The 15,732-nt window shown below is 66.5% G+C and carries 13 protein-coding genes; 2 read left to right on the top strand and 11 right to left on the bottom strand.

What is annotated here, in order from left to right:
* Nucleotides 1-41: 41 nt before the first annotated feature.
* From ACZ5YA_RS22180 to ACZ5YA_RS22160, 5 genes are all read right to left on the bottom strand, one after another.
* On the bottom strand, nucleotides 42-821 hold the full coding sequence (locus ACZ5YA_RS22180) for an SDR family oxidoreductase (RefSeq protein WP_059376484.1): 780 nt from the start codon (nucleotides 819-821) through the stop codon (nucleotides 42-44).
* A 107-nt stretch (nucleotides 822-928) separates the two neighbouring features.
* Nucleotides 929-1,783 (bottom strand): ABC transporter permease, encoded by an 855-nt coding sequence (locus tag ACZ5YA_RS22175; protein WP_464091247.1) that lies wholly within the window; start codon nucleotides 1,781-1,783, stop codon nucleotides 929-931.
* A 13-nt stretch (nucleotides 1,784-1,796) separates the two neighbouring features.
* Nucleotides 1,797-2,567, bottom strand: coding sequence for an ABC transporter ATP-binding protein (locus ACZ5YA_RS22170; protein ID WP_165867844.1), 771 nt, complete (start codon nucleotides 2,565-2,567; stop codon nucleotides 1,797-1,799).
* On the bottom strand, nucleotides 2,567-3,625 hold the full coding sequence (locus ACZ5YA_RS22165; RefSeq protein ID WP_118932757.1) for an ABC transporter substrate-binding protein: 1,059 nt from the start codon (nucleotides 3,623-3,625) through the stop codon (nucleotides 2,567-2,569). The genes ACZ5YA_RS22170 and ACZ5YA_RS22165 overlap by 1 nt, the downstream gene beginning before the upstream one ends.
* Before the next feature lie 141 nt (nucleotides 3,626-3,766).
* The gene (locus ACZ5YA_RS22160; RefSeq protein WP_464091246.1) at nucleotides 3,767-6,391 is read right to left on the bottom strand and encodes a DNA topoisomerase III; all 2,625 of its coding nucleotides are present in this window, start codon (nucleotides 6,389-6,391) and stop codon (nucleotides 3,767-3,769) included.
* A gap of 62 nt (nucleotides 6,392-6,453) precedes the next feature.
* Here ACZ5YA_RS22160 and ACZ5YA_RS22155 point away from each other — a divergent pair, with 62 nt between their 5' ends.
* Nucleotides 6,454-9,084: a GDYXXLXY domain-containing protein gene (locus ACZ5YA_RS22155; RefSeq protein ID WP_059376505.1), complete on the top strand. Its 2,631-nt coding sequence runs from the start codon at nucleotides 6,454-6,456 to the stop codon at nucleotides 9,082-9,084.
* On the opposite strand, the gene gluQRS is transcribed toward ACZ5YA_RS22155, so the two are convergent.
* The 4 genes from gluQRS to ACZ5YA_RS22135 form a co-directional block, all read right to left on the bottom strand.
* On the bottom strand, nucleotides 9,071-9,967 hold the full coding sequence (gene gluQRS / locus ACZ5YA_RS22150; RefSeq protein ID WP_464091245.1) for a tRNA glutamyl-Q(34) synthetase GluQRS: 897 nt from the start codon (nucleotides 9,965-9,967) through the stop codon (nucleotides 9,071-9,073). The genes ACZ5YA_RS22155 and gluQRS overlap by 14 nt on opposite strands.
* A gap of 66 nt (nucleotides 9,968-10,033) precedes the next feature.
* Nucleotides 10,034-10,492: a Smg family protein gene (locus tag ACZ5YA_RS22145; RefSeq protein WP_042795808.1), complete on the bottom strand. Its 459-nt coding sequence runs from the start codon at nucleotides 10,490-10,492 to the stop codon at nucleotides 10,034-10,036.
* A gap of 239 nt (nucleotides 10,493-10,731) precedes the next feature.
* Nucleotides 10,732-12,756 (bottom strand): TRAP transporter permease, encoded by a 2,025-nt coding sequence (locus ACZ5YA_RS22140; RefSeq protein WP_059376509.1) that lies wholly within the window; start codon nucleotides 12,754-12,756, stop codon nucleotides 10,732-10,734.
* 110 nt (nucleotides 12,757-12,866) lie between these two features.
* Nucleotides 12,867-13,826 (bottom strand): TAXI family TRAP transporter solute-binding subunit, encoded by a 960-nt coding sequence (locus ACZ5YA_RS22135; protein WP_118934973.1) that lies wholly within the window; start codon nucleotides 13,824-13,826, stop codon nucleotides 12,867-12,869.
* Between the two features lie 253 nt (nucleotides 13,827-14,079).
* Here ACZ5YA_RS22135 and ACZ5YA_RS22130 point away from each other — a divergent pair, with 253 nt between their 5' ends.
* Nucleotides 14,080-15,219 (top strand): DSD1 family PLP-dependent enzyme, encoded by a 1,140-nt coding sequence (locus ACZ5YA_RS22130; RefSeq protein ID WP_306634784.1) that lies wholly within the window; start codon nucleotides 14,080-14,082, stop codon nucleotides 15,217-15,219.
* A gap of 76 nt (nucleotides 15,220-15,295) precedes the next feature.
* Here the strand turns inward: ACZ5YA_RS22130 and ACZ5YA_RS22125 are convergent, their stop codons facing one another.
* Nucleotides 15,296-15,424, bottom strand: coding sequence for an entericidin A/B family lipoprotein (locus ACZ5YA_RS22125; RefSeq protein ID WP_013390837.1), 129 nt, complete (start codon nucleotides 15,422-15,424; stop codon nucleotides 15,296-15,298).
* Between the two features lie 56 nt (nucleotides 15,425-15,480).
* Entirely contained in the window at nucleotides 15,481-15,666 is a 186-nt protein-coding gene (locus tag ACZ5YA_RS22120) for a CsbD family protein (RefSeq protein WP_059376519.1), read from the bottom strand.
* Between the last annotated feature and the right edge of the window lie 66 nt (nucleotides 15,667-15,732).

Raw genomic sequence — 15,732 nt, 5'->3', positions numbered from 1 at the left:
CTGACCGCCGCTGGGCTGCCGGCGCAGCCCAGCACCCTGCATCAGAACTGGATCGACAAGCCTCCGTCCACCACCAGCACGTGTCCATTCACGTATGACGCCGCGGGCGACGCCAGGAACACGGCGGCGCCCGCGATTTCCTCCGGTTCGCCCCAACGTCCCATGGGGTTGCGTGTGGCGATGCGCGGTCCCACGTCGGGGTCGGCCACCATGGCGGCATTGGTCTCGGTGGCGAAGGTGCCAGGCGCGATGGCGTTGCTGGTGATGCCGTGACCGCCAAATTCCGCCGCCAGCGCGCGCACCATGCCCGTCAAACCTTGCTTGGCCGCGGGATAGACCGCATCGCCCGAGCGCGCCAGTTCGCCTACCACCGAAGTGATCGCGATCATGCGGCCGCTGCCCTGGCGCACCATGCGTTCGGCGGCGAACTTGGCCAGCAGCATGCCGGCGACCATGTCGGTGTCGATAAGCTCGCGGATTTCGGCGGGGCTGGTATCGCGCAGCGTCTTGCGATTGCGCGCGCCGACGTTGTTCACCAGGATGTCCAGGCGGCGGTGGTCGCGGTCTATGTCCTGGAAAGCGCGTTCCATCGCGGCGTCGTCGCTGATGTCGAACGGCAGCGGATGCGCGTCCAGGCCGGCGGCGGTCAATTCAGCCGCCGCGGCCGCGACGGCTTCGGCGTTGCGGCCGTTGATCAGCACGCGTGCGCCACAGCCGGCCAGCGCGCGTGCGATACAGAAGCCCAGCCCGCGGGCCGAGCCGGTCACCAGGGCGACTTGTCCCGTCAGGTCGAAGTTGCGCAGATACGGCAGCGTGTTCATGTCAGTCGTCCAAAGTGCTTGGTCTCAATCAGGGCCGCGCGGATCCGGCTCCGCCGGTCCGCAGCGGCGCTCCCCGGGGGAAGCGCGCAGCGCTGCGGGGGATCTACCTATTCCCGGAACTCCGGCGCCCAATGCAGCAGCCGGCGTTCCAGCCAGGTCACACAATAAACCAGCGCAATGCCGACGATGGACAGCAGCGTCACCGCCGCGAACATGTCGGTGGCGTTCAGCGTCGCCAGCGCGGTGATCATCAGATAGCCCATGCCCGTCGTGGACCCCACGAACTCCGCCAGCACCACGCCGATCAGCGCGAAGCTGATGGCATTCGGCAAGGCGGCGAAGGTCCACGCGGCCGCGGTCGGGATGCGCACCCGCCACAGGATCTGGCGCGGCGAACCGCCCAGCGTGCGGCAGAAGTCCACCAGCTCGCGTTCCACGCTGCGTCCGCCCTTGTAGGTGTTGAAGAACACCAGGAAGAACACCACGAACCAGGACGTCACCACCTTGGAAGCCAGGCCCAGTCCGAAGAACATGGTGATGAGCGGCACGAACGCGATGCGCGGCATCGAGTTGAAGGCCACGATGAAGGGGTTGAGCACGTCGGCCAGGAAGCGGCTGCGGCTGAGCGTCATGCCCACCACGAAGCCGCTGCCCACGCCCACCAGCAGTCCCACCATGGTGGCCTGCAAGGTCAGCCACAGGTGCGGCCAGACCGAACGCGGGCCGGGCTGCAGCCATTCCCACAGGCGCACGGCCACGCGCGAGGGTTGGCTGATGAAGAAGGGATCGAACAGCGTGTTCTGGGCGAACCAGGGGATGCGCGTGAGTATTTCCCAGGAACCCAGGATGATGGCAAGGATCAGCACCTGCCACATGGTGATGCGCAGCCGGCGCGCGATGCTGGCGCGGCGGTCCAGCCGCAGCTGGTCCTGCAGGGAATCGGCGGAGTAAGAGGTGGTCATGACGCGTAGGGATTCAGGCGGCGGCGCGGAACTGCTGTCCCAGCACGCTCCAGAGGCTTTGCACGTGGGTCACGAACTGCGGCGTTTCGCGCAGCGTGAACACATCGCGCGGATGCGGGATCTCGATGCGCTCGTCCAGCAGCACGCGGCTGGGCGGCCCGGACAGCACCACCACACGGTCCGACAGCAGGATGGCCTCGTCCAGGTCGTGCGTGACCATGACGATGGTCTGGCCCAGCTTGCGCCAGATCTCGATCAGCTCGCGGTGCAGGTGGGTCTTGGTGTGCGTGTCCAGCGCGCCGAAGGGCTCGTCCAGGAGCAGGATGCGCGGCTCGACCGCCAGGCTCATCAAGAGCGCCACGCGCCGCCGCATGCCGCCCGATAGCTGGTGCGGAAAGGCGTCGGCGAACTGGCTCAAGTGGCCCATTTCCAGCAGCTCGGCCACGCGGCGCTCGATCTTGTCGGCGGCCACGCCCTGGAACTTCAGGCCCAGCGCCACGTTCTTCCTCACGTTGAACCAGGGCAGCAGCGTGTCCTTCTGGAAGATGTAGCCCAGGGCTGGCGGCACCTGCCCGTCCACGACGCGGCCGTCCACGCGGATCGTGCCGGTGGTCGGGCGCAGAAACCCCGCGATCATGTTCAGCAGCGTGCTCTTGCCGCAGCCGGACGGCCCGACGATGGAGACGAACTCGCCTTCCGGGATCGTCAGGCTGACCTCGCCCACTGCGTGCGTGGTCGCCTGGCGGGTCTGGTAGGCCTTGCCTACCTTGTCCAGCGTGATCATCAGAGGCCCCGCGCGCGGCGCACGAAGCTCATGTTCACGCAACGGTCGTAGGGCACGGTCTTGATCTCGTCATTGGAGAACTGGCGGCCGTCGCCCATGATGGCCGTCATGCGGTCATAGGCGTCCTGGGTGATGATGTTGTCCTTCAGGAACACCGTTTCCTTGTAGACGCCCAGCGTCTTCTCGATGGCGGCGCGCGGGAAGGCGTTCAGGTAATCGTCGTAGATCGCGTCGGTGACGGCCGCGGCGCTGTTGGCGCTGATGAAGTCCTGCGCGCGGACCAGCGCCGTGACGAAGGCCTGCACCACTTCGGGGCGCTTCTGGATGGTGTCCTGCAAGGTCAGGGCCGCGATGCCGGGCACGTCGCCGCCCATGAATTCGTTCCACGAGCTTTCAGTCGTGGCGTCGAAGATGGGCACGCCCCAGCCTTCCTGCTGCGCCTGTTCCATCATGGACATGGTGGCCATGCTGGCCGACACGGAGCCGGTCTTGAGCGCGCCCAGCATGGTGGCCAGGTCGCCCAGCGGGCGGATGTCCACCTTGTCGGCCACGCCGGCCTTCTGCATCAGGTACAGCGCCATCAGCCAGGTGCTGGACTGCGGCTGGGTCGCGCCCACGCGCTTGCCGGCCAGGTCCTTTAACGATTTGATCTTGCCGCTTTCGAAGTCTTCGCGGCGCACGATGACGTTGGCGTAGGTGAGCTTGCGGTCAAAGCCGAACACCAGCGTGGCGGGCTTGCCGGCCAGCGTCAGCGCGGGGGCGGCCGTGGCGGCGGTGGCGCCGAACGCGATCTGGCCCGCGGCCAGCAGCTGGTTGGTGCGCGGACCGCTCTGCGAGTTCAGGTATTCGACTTCCAGCCCGCCCTCGCCGAAGTAGCCTTTCTTCAGCGCGACATAACCCGCGGCAAAGAACGGGTCGATGCTGCCCTGGCCGTAGACGACGCGGCCCAGCTTGGGCTGCGCGAATGCGACGCGGCCATTGACCAGGCTGATGCCGGCCAGCGCGCCAGCGGCGGCCAGCACGCGGCGGCGGGTGGTGAAGTCGGGGCTGTTGCTCATGTCGTCCTCGGTATAGGTCTGGTTGCAGCGGTTTGGCGTAGACAATACCCCAGCCACTGGCGTCCAACAATGGAAAACGCCCGGTTGCCCGGGCGTTGTGCGCGATGGTCGGGAGGCGGCGCGCCAGGCGCCGCGCCCGTTTTACGCGGCGGTTTTTTTCGGCGCCGCCTTCTTCACCGCCTTCTTGACCGCCGTTTTCGTGGCCGTCTTGGTTGCGGTCTTCTTCACCGCGGCCTTCTTGGCCGGCGCCTTTTTCGCGGCAGTCTTGGTCGCGGTCTTGGCAGCCGTCTTGGCCGGCGCGCGGCCCGGCTTTTCAGGACGCGGCTCGAACTCGAAGCCGATCTTGCCGTCCGGCTGGCGGACGAGGAAGGCCTTGAACTTGCGATTGGTGCGGCTGGAGACGAAGCCGTCGAGCAGGTCGGTGCGGCCGTTGATCAGCAGCTTTTCCATTTGTTCGCGCGAGATCTCCTGCTGCAGGATGACCTTGCCCGAACGGAAATCGCAGCTCTTTTCGGGGCCGACGGATTTCTCGCAGACGTAGCTCATGCCATGCTCAAAGACGCGCGACTGGCACTTGGGGCAGGAGCCCACCGGCGTATGGCCGGAGAAGTCCACGGCCTCGCTGTCGTCCTCGTCGTTCTGGCCGAAGTCGAATTCCAGTTTGTACTCGTCGCTGATGCGCAGGATGGCGGCGAACGGACGGCCCATCTTGCTGATGAAGCCTTGCAGCGGACCGATCTCGCGCTTGGCCAGCAGCTCTTCCACTTCGGGCAGCTCGAAGGTGCGGCCGCCCGGGTGCTTGCCGATGGAGAAGTCGCAGGCGGTGCAGGCAAAGCGGCGATAGTTTTCCTTCACCACGGCGCCGCACTTGGGGCACGGCGTCTGCAGCGTGGCGTAATCGCCCGGCACCGTGTCGCGCTCGTATTCCTTGGCGCGCTTGACGATGACCTGGGTCATCTGCGCGATCTCGCGCATGAAGGCCTCGCGGCCCAGCCCGCCCTGCTCGATCTGCTTGAGCTTGTGTTCCCATTCGCCGGTGAGTTCCGGCGAAGTCAGTTCGGTCACGTCCAGGCCGGACAAGAGCGTCATCAGCTGACGCGCCTTGGCGGTGGGCACCAGGTCGCGGCCTTCGCGGCGCAGGTAGCTTTCGTTGAGCAGGCCTTCGATGATGGCGGCGCGCGTGGCCGGCGTGCCCAGGCCGCGCTCGGACATGGCCTCGCGCAGTTCCTCGTCGTCCACCAGCTTGCCCGCGCCTTCCATGGCCGACAGCAGCGTGCCTTCGTTAAAGCGCGCCGGCGGCTTGGTGGTCAGGCCGACGGCTTCCACGTCCTCGGTGCGCACGGTCTCGCCGTCCGCCACAGGCACCAGGTTGGCGTCTTCGCCTTGGGCTTCCTTGCCGTAGACGGCCAGCCATCCCGGGCTGACCAGCACCTTGCCGTCGGTGCGGAAGCGGTGCCCCTGCACTTCGGTCATGCGGGTGGTGACGCGGTATTCCGCGGCGGGGAAGAACACGGCCAGGAAGCGCTTGAGCACCAGGTCGTACAGCTTGGCCTCGGCTTCGCTCAGATCGTGCGGGATCTGCAGCGTGGGGATGATGGCAAAGTGGTCCGACACCTTCTTGTTGTCGAAGATGCGGCGGTTGGGCTTGACCCAGTTTTCGCTGACCACCGTGCCGGCGTGGCGGGCCAGGCCGCCCACCGCATTGGAGCCGCCCTGCGCCAATGCGCGCATGGTCTCCTTGACGGTGTTGATGTAGTCCTCGGGCAGGTAGCGCGAATCGGTACGCGGGTAGGTCAGCGCCTTGTGCCGTTCGTACAGGGTCTGCGCCAGCGCCAGCGTGGTCTTGGCCGAAAAGCCGAAACGGCCGTTGGCCTCGCGCTGCAGCGAAGTCAGGTCGTAGAGGGCCGGCGACATCTGGGTCGACGGCTTGGATTCTTCCGTGACGCTGCCGGGCTGTTCGCGGCAGGCAGCCACCACGCTCTGGGCGGCAGCCTGCGACCACAGGCGCGATTCGCGCTTTTCGGGGTCGCGGTCGTCTTTCTTGAATTCCGGGTCGATCCAGCGGCCTTCGTACAGGCCGGCGGCCGCCACGAAGGTGGCGCGCACTTCCCAGTAGTCGCGCGGCACGAAGCGGCGGATGCGCTCCTCGCGCTCGGCCACGATGGCCAGCGTGGGCGTCTGCACCCGGCCGACCGGGGTCTTGAAGAAGCCGCCGTCCTTGCTGTTGAAGGCGGTCATTGCGCGGGTGCCGTTGATGCCCACCAGCCAGTCGGCTTCGGCGCGCGAGCGGGCGGCCGCTTCCAGCGGCTTGAGCTGGACGTCGTCGCGCAGGTTGGCGAAGGCTTCGCGGATGGCGGCCTGGGTCATCGACTGCAGCCAGAGGCGCTGGATCGGCTTCTTTACGCCCGCGTACTGAATGATGTAGCGGAAGATCAGTTCGCCTTCGCGCCCGGCGTCACAGGCGTTAATGATGGCGTCGACGTCCTTGCGCTTGGCCAGGCGAACCAGCAGCTTGAGCCGTTCGGCCGATTTCTTGTCGGTGGGGCCCAGTTCGAACTCGGGCGGAATCACGGGCAGGTGCGTGAAGCTCCATTTTCCCTTGACCGGATCGTTGGGCGCGACCAAGCTCAGCAAGTGGCCTATGCTGGACGCGAGGACGTAACGTTCGCTTTCAAAATAGTCGCCCTCGCGCGCAAAGCCTCCCAAGGCGCGTGATATATCGAGGGCTACCGAGGGCTTCTCGGCAATAATCAGCGTTTTATTCATGTGTATCCAGTGGCGGCAGTCCCGCCGTAGTAGCGCGGATAATAAGATCGGAGATTCGCCAGATGCAAGTCGGCACTGAAAGACAAGCGGGATCCGAACTACACGCCTGGCGTCAATTTCTGGCGCGCAGCACCCTCTGGCTAGGTGTTTTGCTGCTGGGCAGCGCGGCGGTTTGCTGGGTCGCGGCCAACTGGCAGGACATGACCAAAATCCAGCGTTTCGCCGGTATCCAGGGCCTCCTGGCGGTTTGCGCGCTGGCCGCTGCCTGGACCGGACTGCGCCTGCGGGCGAGTCCTGGCGTGCGCCGCACCATACCAGGCGCCCTGCTCGCCCTGGCCGGCATCCTCCTGGGCGCGCTGCTCGCATTACTAGGCCAAACTTACCAGACTGGCGCCGATACCTGGGAACTGTTCGCCTGGTGGGCGCTGCTGCTGCTGCCCTGGGCGCTGGCCGCCGGCAGCCAGGCCGTCTGGCTGCTATGGGCACTGGTGTTGAACGTGGCGGTGGCCTTGTGGCTGGGCGAGCGGGTGTTCTCCTGGGTGCTGATATTCGGCGGCCCGGGCGTGCCCGGCCTGATGATGGCCGGCCTGAACCTGGTGCTGCTGCTGGGCTGGGAGCTGGCTGCCCGCCGCTGGCGCGCCAGCACCCTGGTCGGTCCGCGGGTCCTGGCCGCCCTGGCAATCAGCGTGCTGGTGCTGACCCAGATGCTTGGCGACTTCCTGGGCCGCGGCCTGGGCCTCTATAACGGCATCGCCTGGGTCGCGGTGACCCTGGGCCTGGGCTTCTATTATCAGAAGGGCCGGCGCGACCTGATCATCCTGGCCATGCTGGCCGCCGGCGTCATCTGCGTGTCGCTGCGGGTGGCGGGCGAATGGCTGCTGCGCCTGGAACCCGGCGTCTGGGCGGCCCTGCCGCTGGCGGCGCTGCTCATGGCCGAGGCCGTCTTGGCCGCGCGCTGGCTGCGCCGGCTTGCCGGCGACCCGCAGACGGCGGTGGCCGCGGCCGCCGATTCCGAACCGGCTGCGGCTTCGGCCGGCAACTCGGTGGACCCGGCCGACGCCAGCGCGCCGGTCGCGCAGCTGGCGCCCGCTCCGGCGCCGCAGGCGGATCCGCCCTGGTACGTGCAGTGCCTGCTGGGCCTGAGCGCCTGGCTGTCGACTGTGCTGCTGCTGGTGTTCATCGCGTTCTCGGGCTTTATTACCTCTGAAAGCGGCGCGCTGGTGGCCGGGCTGGTGCTTTGCGCGGCCGGTGTGGCGGTGCTGCGCAGCGATGCTGGCCCGTTCTGGCGCCAGTGCGGCACGGCCATGGCCTTCGCAGGGCAAATCCTGATCATCTTCGGGCTATCCAGCTCGACCTCGTTCGCCAGCGCCTGCGTGTTCGTGCTGCTGATGGCGGCTACGGTCTATGCCGTCGGACCCGACGTCATCCTGCGCTTCCTGAGCGGCTTGCTGATTGCCGCGGCGGGGGCGGGCTTGATCTGGCGCGGCCTGTCGCCCGACCTGAGCGGCGAAGACCTGCTGGACGCATGGCTGGGCTTCGACGCCATGCGCGCGACCTTTGTGTGGCTGCCCATTGCCGTGACCGGCGCCTGGGCCACCGCCGTCATCTTCAGCCTGAGCCACCGCCTGGGCGGCAAGCGCGCCCATGCGCTGCAACCGCTGGCCTGGGCCTTCCTGCTGTCGGTGCAAGGGATGGTATGGCTGGCCGGGGGCATCTCCGCCCAGCAACTGCCCGCCATGTGGCAGCTGAATCCGCACACGGCCGTGCTGGTCATTGCGGGAGCGCTGTTGCCCGTCGCGGCCGCCTTCGCGGTGCTCTGGCCCCGCCGCCATGTACTGACTGCCGGCGTCACCTGGGGTGTCCCGATAGCTCTGCTGATCCTGTCCCTGTTCTGGCTGCCCAGTCCAGGCGTGGGTTTCGCGCTGGCCTGGCTGCTGCTGGGCTTCGGCTTGAACCAGTTCCGCCTGGTCGTGTTCGCGGTGATCAGCCTGCTGGCTTATCTGGGTGTCTATTACTACCAATTGGACGTGCCGCTACTGCAAAAGGCCTTGTGGCTGGGCGGCGCCGCGGTGCTGCTGTTCGTGTTGCGCGCCCTGGTGTGGCTGGTGCCGCGCCTGATGCGCACCATCGCGCCCAGCCGACGCGGGGCCCTGCCGCCGGTGTCGGCGCCCTTGCGCTGGCGCACGCTGGCCATCCTGGGCGGCCTGGTGCTGGTGCTGGCGGTCGCCAACGGCGGCATCTGGCAGCGTGAAAAACTGCTGGCGTCGGGCAAGGTGGTCATCCTGGAACTGGCTCCGGTGGATCCCCGTTCGCTGATGCAAGGCGACTACATGGCGCTGAACTTCGCGGCCAGCCGGGAAGTCACGCGCCTGCGGCTAGGCGGCGAGCGTCCCGAAGCCGAGGACTCCGTCATGGGTTACGAGCCGGACGGCTATGTCATGCTGCAGACGGACGCACGCGGCGTCGGGCAGCCGCTACGCATCCAGCCCGATACGCACCCGCATACCGATGCCGAAGTGCCGCTGCGTTACCGCATCCGCGACAACAGCGTGCGCATCGTGACCAACGCCTATTTCTTCCCGGAAGGCCAGGCCGAGCGCTATCAGGTCGCCAAGTACGGCGAGTTGCGCGTGGCGGAAAACGGCGAGGCCCTGCTCGTCCGGATGCTGGACCAGGACCTCAAGCCGCTGTAGCGGCGGGCAGCGGGAAGCGCCGCGCCCACCGCGCGGTGGCTTCCCGCAGGAAATGACCGCGGTCCGCGGCATCGATGGGGTCGAAGCCCAAGGCGCGCCAGGCGGCCATCAGCGCCGCCAGGGGCGCGCCGGTGTCGATGGGCGGGGCGCCGTTCTGCTTGGACAGTTTCAGGCCGCTGGAAGCGTTCAGGATCAGCGGCACGTGCAGGTAGCGCACCGGCGGCAGGCCCAGCAGCCGGCCCAGCACGCGCTGGCGCGCGGTGGAACTGAGCAGGTCCGCGCCGCGCACCACGTCGGTCACGCCTTGCGCGGCGTCGTCCACCACTACAGCGAGTTGGTACGCCCACAGGCCGTCAGCCCGCCTTAGCGCGATGTCGCCCACCGCCTGCGCCACGTCCTGTTCCTGCGGCCCCAGCCAGCGGTCGACGAAATGTTCCACGCCATCCGGCATGATCACGCGCCAGGCGCGGGCCTCGCGGCCTGGTGGCAAGCCGTGGCGGCAGGTGCCGGGATACGGCCGTTCGCCGTCGGCCCCGGGCGCGGTCTGGCCGCGCAGCGCCGAATCCGCGATTTCGCGCCGGGTGCAGCCGCAGCCGTAGATCAGGCCGCGCGCGGCCAGCGAGTCGAAGGCGGCCTGGTAGGCGTCATTACGGCGCGACTGCCACATGATGTCGCCGTCCCAGTCCAGGCCCAGCGCCTTTAACTGGCCCATGATGACCTCGGCCGCGCCCGGCACCGTGCGCGGCGTGTCCACGTCTTCGATGCGCAGCAGCCAGCGTCCGCCATGGGCGCGCGCGTCCAGCCAGCTGGCTAGCGCGGCAACCAGCGAGCCCGCATGCAGCGGGCCGCTGGGACTGGGGGCGAAGCGGCCGACGTAATTCACGATGGGACGCCCGCGCGGTGCGGCGCGCGGGTAAGGAGTAACGGCATCAAGCGACGCGGATACCGTTCAATGCAGCAAGCGCGTGCCGTCTTCGTCCAGCAGCTCTTCCAGGACCAGATTGTCGATCTCGGCTTCCTGGCTCCAGAGAACCATGAGGGCGATGATCTTGATCTTGGACAGCGGCACGGGCGTTTCCGGCGACGCCAGACCCCGGTCGATGACGATCTCGCGCAAGGGCGCGGGCAGCACGCCGGCCGATTCCAGGAAGGCGATGAAGCCGATGGATTCGGTGCCGAGCTGCTGGTATTCGTTGTCGGTGTAGATCCGGGTGCCGGTGGCGGGGGCCTGGGCGAGATCGACGCAGCGTTCGGTGGTTTCGGCCAGGCCGTAGAGCCAGCCGAGGGCGTCGTCGATGTCTTCGTGCTCGAAACCGGCGGCGGCAAGCCGCTTTGCGAGCACGTCGGCCGCAGGACAGGCTTGCGGCGTGTAGTAATTCTCGTACAGATAAACCAGGATATCGAACATATGGCGCAGTTTTGTGCCTGTTTGCACAGTCGGCCCGCATATCGGCAGACCAGCAAACATGAATTTTACTTTACGCTGATTTATAGGGGTGGGCAACCGGCCGGAGGGTGGAATGTTGTATGGAGTCACCCTGCGCTAATGTGCACACATTTTCACCTTAAAAGCTGCCAATATTCATGATTCGGAGCAAAAAGGGGCGGACCCTGCAGATCCGCCCCTTTTTGTATCCGGGCCGCTGGTCAGGCGGCCTTGGGGGCGCTTTCCAGCTTCAACTGCGCCAGCTGGCGCATGAATACCGGGATGCAGATCGCCAGCCCGATCAGGCCGCTGGTCAGGCCCGGCAGGATGGTCAGCAAGGCGCCGATGGTGCACAGCCAGCGCTCCCAACTCTTCATGCCCACCAGCATGAACCGCGAGAACGCCGCCGACAGCAGCACCAGGCCGACCATGCAGCCGAACAGCGTCACGAAGAAGTCGTACCAGGTGAAACCCTGCACCGAAATCAGCAGGGATGGCGAGAACACGAACACAAACGGCACGATCAGCTTGGTGATGCCCAGCCTGAAGGCCGTGTTGCCGGTCTTGAATGGATCGCTGCCCGCCATCCCGGCTGCCGCATACGCCGCCAGCGCCACGGGCGGCGTAATGTCCGCCAGGATGCCGAAATAGAAGACGAAGAAGTGCGCCGCGATCGGCTGCACGCCCAGCTGCACCAGCGTCGGGGCGGCCACCGCCACCATGATCAGGTAGTTCGCCGTGGTGGGTACGCCGCAGCCCATCAGGATGCAGACGATGCCGGTCATGATGAGCGCCGCGATCAGCGTCAGCGTCTGCATGTTGGCCAGCGCGTCCGGAATGATCATGGCCGCGCCGCCGGCGAGCGCCTGAGAGGCCGAGATCACGATGTACGAGATCTTGAAGCCCACGCCGGTCAGCGTCACCACCCCGATCACGATGCCCACGGTGCCCGCGGCCGCGCCCACTGCCAGCGCGTACTTGGCGCCGGTCTCGAAGGCTTCATACAGGTCGCGCAGGCGCAGCCGCTGGAACGGATTCAGCAGGCCCACCACGATGCAGCCCGTGATGCCGGCGAACGCCGCCAGGTAGGGCGTGCGGCCGCTGGCCAGCACGCCGATCAGCAGGACCAGCGGGATCAGCGTCGGCCAGCGCATCTTGAACGACTGCTTGAGCTTGGGCATTTCTTCTTCGGTCAGGCCGCGCAGCCCTTCGCGCTTGGCCTCGAAGTGCACCTGCATGAACATGCCGAAGAAGTACAGGAAGGCCGGGAAGATGCCCGCGATGGCGATCTGCTGGTACGGAATGCCCAGGAATTCGATCATCAGGAAGGCGGCCGCGCCCATGATGGGCGGCGTGATCTGCCCGCCCGTGCTGCTGGCCGCTTCCACGCCCGCGGCGAAGTGCCGCGGATAGCCGATGCGGATCATCGCCGGAATGGTCAGCGAGCCGACCGTGACCGCGTTGGCCACCGACGACCCCGACAGCATGCCGAACATGGCCGAACCGAACACCGACACCTTGGCCGGCCCGCCGGCATAGCGTCCGGCGACCGTCGAGGCCACGTCCAGGAACAGCTGGCCCAGGCCGATGCGGGTGGCCAGCACGCCGAACAGCACGAAGTGGAAGACGTAGGTCGCGACCACGCCGACCGCCACCCCGTACACGCCCTGGCTGGTCAGGTACATGTGGTTGACGACCTGCGACCACGTGTTGCCGGCATGCTTGAGCAGGCCCGGGAAATACGGCCCGAACATGGCATACGCCATGAACACGATGGCGATGATGGGCAGCGGCCAGCCCATGGCGCGGCGCGTGGCTTCCAACAGGCCGATCAGCAGGATGGACCCCATCAGCACGTCCATCGGCATGGGATTGCCCACGCGGAACGCCAGGTCCTCGAAGATGTAGGGGATGTACAGCACCGACAGCGCCAGCGCGATGGCGATGATCCAGTCGTACAGCGGAATGCCGCCTGGCGAGTACCAGGTGGACTTGGGCTGGCGCTGGTAGTGCGACTTGGAAAAACCGAACACCAGGAAGATCAGGCTGAGTACAAAGGCCAGGTGCACGCCGCGGTGCGTGGCTTCGCGCAACAGGCCGAAGCCGGCCGTGTAGTAATGAAAGAGGGACAAGGTGACGAGCAGGCCCGACACGATCCAGGTGGCCGTCTTGTCCAGCGGCCGGAAGCGGATTTCCGAATCGTACTTTTCCGCCAGCTGCTGGGTTTTCTCGTGGTCAATTTCCATCGCGGTGAGTCTCTGGTGATGCAGCAAGCAGGGCCGCTCGTGGCGGCCCTGCTCAAACACGGCGGGTCAGACTGCGCCGTGATCTATCCGTGAAAGAAGTCCCGGCTCGCTTACTTGAGCAGGCCGACTTCCTTGTAGAACTTCTCCGCGCCCGGGTGGAACGGGATGCCCGCGCCCTTGACGGCGTTTTCCTTGGTGATCAGCTTGCCCTTGGCGTGGCCGGCGTCCAGCGTCTTGCGCGTGGCGTCGCTGTACAGCGCCTTGGTCACGTCGTACACCACCTGGTCGGGGATCTTGGCCGAGGTGACCATCTGCGCGTTGACCGAGATGGTCTTCACTTCCGGCAGGTTCTGGTACGTGTTGGCGGCGATCACGTCAGGCGTGAAGAATTCCTGCTTGCCGCGCAGCGCGTCGATTTCCGGGCCGACCAGCGACACCAGTTCGATATTGCCGGTGGAGGCCAGTTCGGCGATCGCGCCGGCGGGGGCGCCACCCACGAAGAAGAACGCGTCCAGGCCGCCGTCCTTGAGCTTGTCACCAGCCTGGTTGGGCTTGAGGTATTCGGCCTTGATGTCCTTGTCGGTCAGGCCATAGGCGCCCAGGATCAGGCGCACGTCCACCAGCGTGCCGGAGCCCGGCTCGTCCATGGACACGCGCTTGCCCTTCAGGTCGGCCACGCCCTTGATGCCCGAGCCCTTGCGCGTCACCAGGTGGATGCTTTCCGGGTACAGCGTGGCGATCAGGCGCAGGTCCTGGGCCTTGGGCTTGCCTTCGAAGGTGCCGGTGCCGCTATAGGCCCAGAAGGCCACGTCGGATTGCGTGAAGCCCGCTTCGAACGAGCCGCCCATGACGCCGTTGATGTTGGCGACCGAGCCGTTGGAGGCCACCGCGGTGGCGATGAGCTTGCCCGGTTGCGACACGGCGTTGCCGATGATGCCGCCCACGGGATAGTAGGTGCCGGCGGTGCCGCCGGTGCCGATGCGGAAGAACTGTTGGGCCTGCGCCGAACCGGCGGCGCCGACGGCGGCTGCCGCGATGGTCAGGGCGGTGATCCAGGTCTTGAGTTTCATGCGAGCTTCTCCGAATTCTTGCTGACGGGTATCAGTAATGTGATTTCTGCCGATGGGCGAATTCCCCCGGCAAAAATCTGCCTCCCCTCGGGGGCTTTCTTTATGATGAAATTCTGTCATGCCCACCCCCTGTAGCCAATGATTACAGGGCTATGGTTTTCCAGGGGGTCGCATCGCCCAAGGTTATGGGTGGTCCCGCTTTGGTTATGGTGTGCGGTTACATCCCTGCAGTGCTGATAACGGAGTTTCCAAGATGTCCCAGGAAGTCATACGCGGCATTGCGCTGCCCCCCGCCGCCCAACCGGGCGATCCCCTAGCCCGCGTCGACACGCCCAGCCTGGCGCTGGACCTGACCGCCTTCGAAGCCAACCTGCGCGCCATGCAGGCCTGGGCTGATCGCCACGAAGTGGCGCTGCGGCCGCATGCCAAGGCCCACAAGTGCCCGCAGATTGCATTGCGGCAGGTGGCATTGGGGGCGCGCGGCATCTGCTGCCAGAAGGTGAGCGAAGCCCTGCCCTTCGTGGCCGCCGGCATCCGCGACATCCACATCAGCAACGAAGTCGTCGGCGCGGCCAAGATGACGCTGTTGGGCCAGTTGGCGCGCGCCGCCAAGATCAGCGTCTGCGTGGACAACGCCCAGAACCTGGCGCAGTTGTCGGCCGCCATGGTGCAGGCTGGCGCCGAGATCGACGTGCTGGTGGAAGTGGACGTGGGCCAGGGCCGCTGCGGCGTGTCCGACGACGCCACCGTCCTGGCGCTGGCGCAGCAGGCGCGCGCGCTGCCCGGTTTGAACTTCGCGGGCCTGCAGGCCTATCACGGGTCGGTGCAGCACTACCGCACGCGCGAAGAACGCGCCACCGTCTCCCGCCAGGCCGCGCGCATCGCCGCGTCCTATGCGCAGCTACTGCGTGAAAGCGGCATCGCCTGCGACACCATTACCGGCGGCGGCACCGGCAGCGTGGAGTTCGACGCGGCCAGCGGCGTCTACACCGAATTGCAGGCCGGGTCCTATGCCTTCATGGATGGCGACTACGGCGCCAACGAATGGGGCGGCCCGCTCAATTTCCAGAACAGCCTGTTCCTGTTGTCCACCGTGATGAGCACGCCCACGCCCGACCGCGTAGTGCTGGACGCCGGCCTCAAATCGGCCTCCGCCGAGTGCGGCCCGCCCGCCGTCTACGGCGAGTCCGGCCTGACCTGCACCGCCATCAACGACGAGCACAGCGTGGTGCGCGTCGAACCCGGTGCCACGGCGCCCGCATTGGGCAGCGTGCTGCGCCTGGTGCCTGCGCACGTGGACCCGACCTTCAACCTGCACGACGGACTGGTCGTGTTCAAAGACGGCGTGGTGCAGGACATCTGGGAGATTTCGGCGCGCGGCTTCTCGCGCTGAATTGCGGCGCCCAAACGCAAAAAGGCTGGCGCGCGGTTAGCGCGCCGGCCGATAAAGCAGGCTACCGGTTCAGGACTTACTGGGCTTTCTGCTGGATCTTCTCCCCGCCACGTTCGATGTCCTTGCCGGCGCCTTCCATCGTGTTGCAACCGGCCGTGATGGCGGTGATTGCCAGCAGCAGCGCAAGCCAGATTCGATGCGTCATTTTTTTCTCCTTTCGGCGTTCATGGGCGTAGCGGGTCATGCCGACAGGCAGCCGCGCTATTTCTTGTTCAGCAAGTCCCGTGCCTGATCCTTGGCCTCGCCGACGTTGCGCTGCACCTTGCCCACGGTTTTTTCCGCCTTCCCTTCAAGCTCGGTCTCGCGGTTGCCGGTCAACTTGCCTGCCGTTTCCTTGATCGAGCCTTTGACTTCCTTGGCTGCGCCCTTGATGCGGTCGTTATCCATGTTGTCGCTCCTAATTCCAGGTTGCGTGAAACCGCGCGGGAGAGGCCTGCGAAGCCTGGCTCCGGC

It is taken from the genome of Achromobacter sp. JCM 18799 (assembly GCF_055395645.1).
The sequence above is the reverse complement of the archived record's forward strand: the minus strand, read 5'-3'. Positions and strand labels throughout refer to the sequence as shown.

Bases quoted from the DNA above. Each gene is read 5' to 3' on its own strand.
- ACZ5YA_RS22170 (WP_165867844.1), bottom strand. From the start codon at position 2,567: ATGATCACGCTGGACAAGGTAGGCAAGGCCTACCAGACCCGCCAGGCG.
- ACZ5YA_RS22155 (WP_059376505.1), top strand. From the start codon at position 6,454: ATGCAAGTCGGCACTGAAAGACAAGCGGGATCCGAACTACACGCCTGG.
- ACZ5YA_RS22120 (WP_059376519.1), bottom strand. From the start codon at position 15,666: ATGGATAACGACCGCATCAAGGGCGCAGCCAAGGAAGTCAAAGGCTCG.
- ACZ5YA_RS22130 (WP_306634784.1), top strand. From the start codon at position 14,080: ATGTCCCAGGAAGTCATACGCGGCATTGCGCTGCCCCCCGCCGCCCAA.
- ACZ5YA_RS22145 (WP_042795808.1), bottom strand. From the start codon at position 10,492: ATGTTCGATATCCTGGTTTATCTGTACGAGAATTACTACACGCCGCAA.
- ACZ5YA_RS22160 (WP_464091246.1), bottom strand. From the start codon at position 6,391: ATGAATAAAACGCTGATTATTGCCGAGAAGCCCTCGGTAGCCCTCGAT.
- ACZ5YA_RS22175 (WP_464091247.1), bottom strand. From the start codon at position 1,783: ATGACCACCTCTTACTCCGCCGATTCCCTGCAGGACCAGCTGCGGCTG.
- ACZ5YA_RS22140 (WP_059376509.1), bottom strand. From the start codon at position 12,756: ATGGAAATTGACCACGAGAAAACCCAGCAGCTGGCGGAAAAGTACGAT.
- ACZ5YA_RS22165 (WP_118932757.1), bottom strand. From the start codon at position 3,625: ATGAGCAACAGCCCCGACTTCACCACCCGCCGCCGCGTGCTGGCCGCC.
- ACZ5YA_RS22125 (WP_013390837.1), bottom strand. From the start codon at position 15,424: ATGACGCATCGAATCTGGCTTGCGCTGCTGCTGGCAATCACCGCCATC.
- ACZ5YA_RS22180 (WP_059376484.1), bottom strand. From the start codon at position 821: ATGAACACGCTGCCGTATCTGCGCAACTTCGACCTGACGGGACAAGTC.
- ACZ5YA_RS22135 (WP_118934973.1), bottom strand. From the start codon at position 13,826: ATGAAACTCAAGACCTGGATCACCGCCCTGACCATCGCGGCAGCCGCC.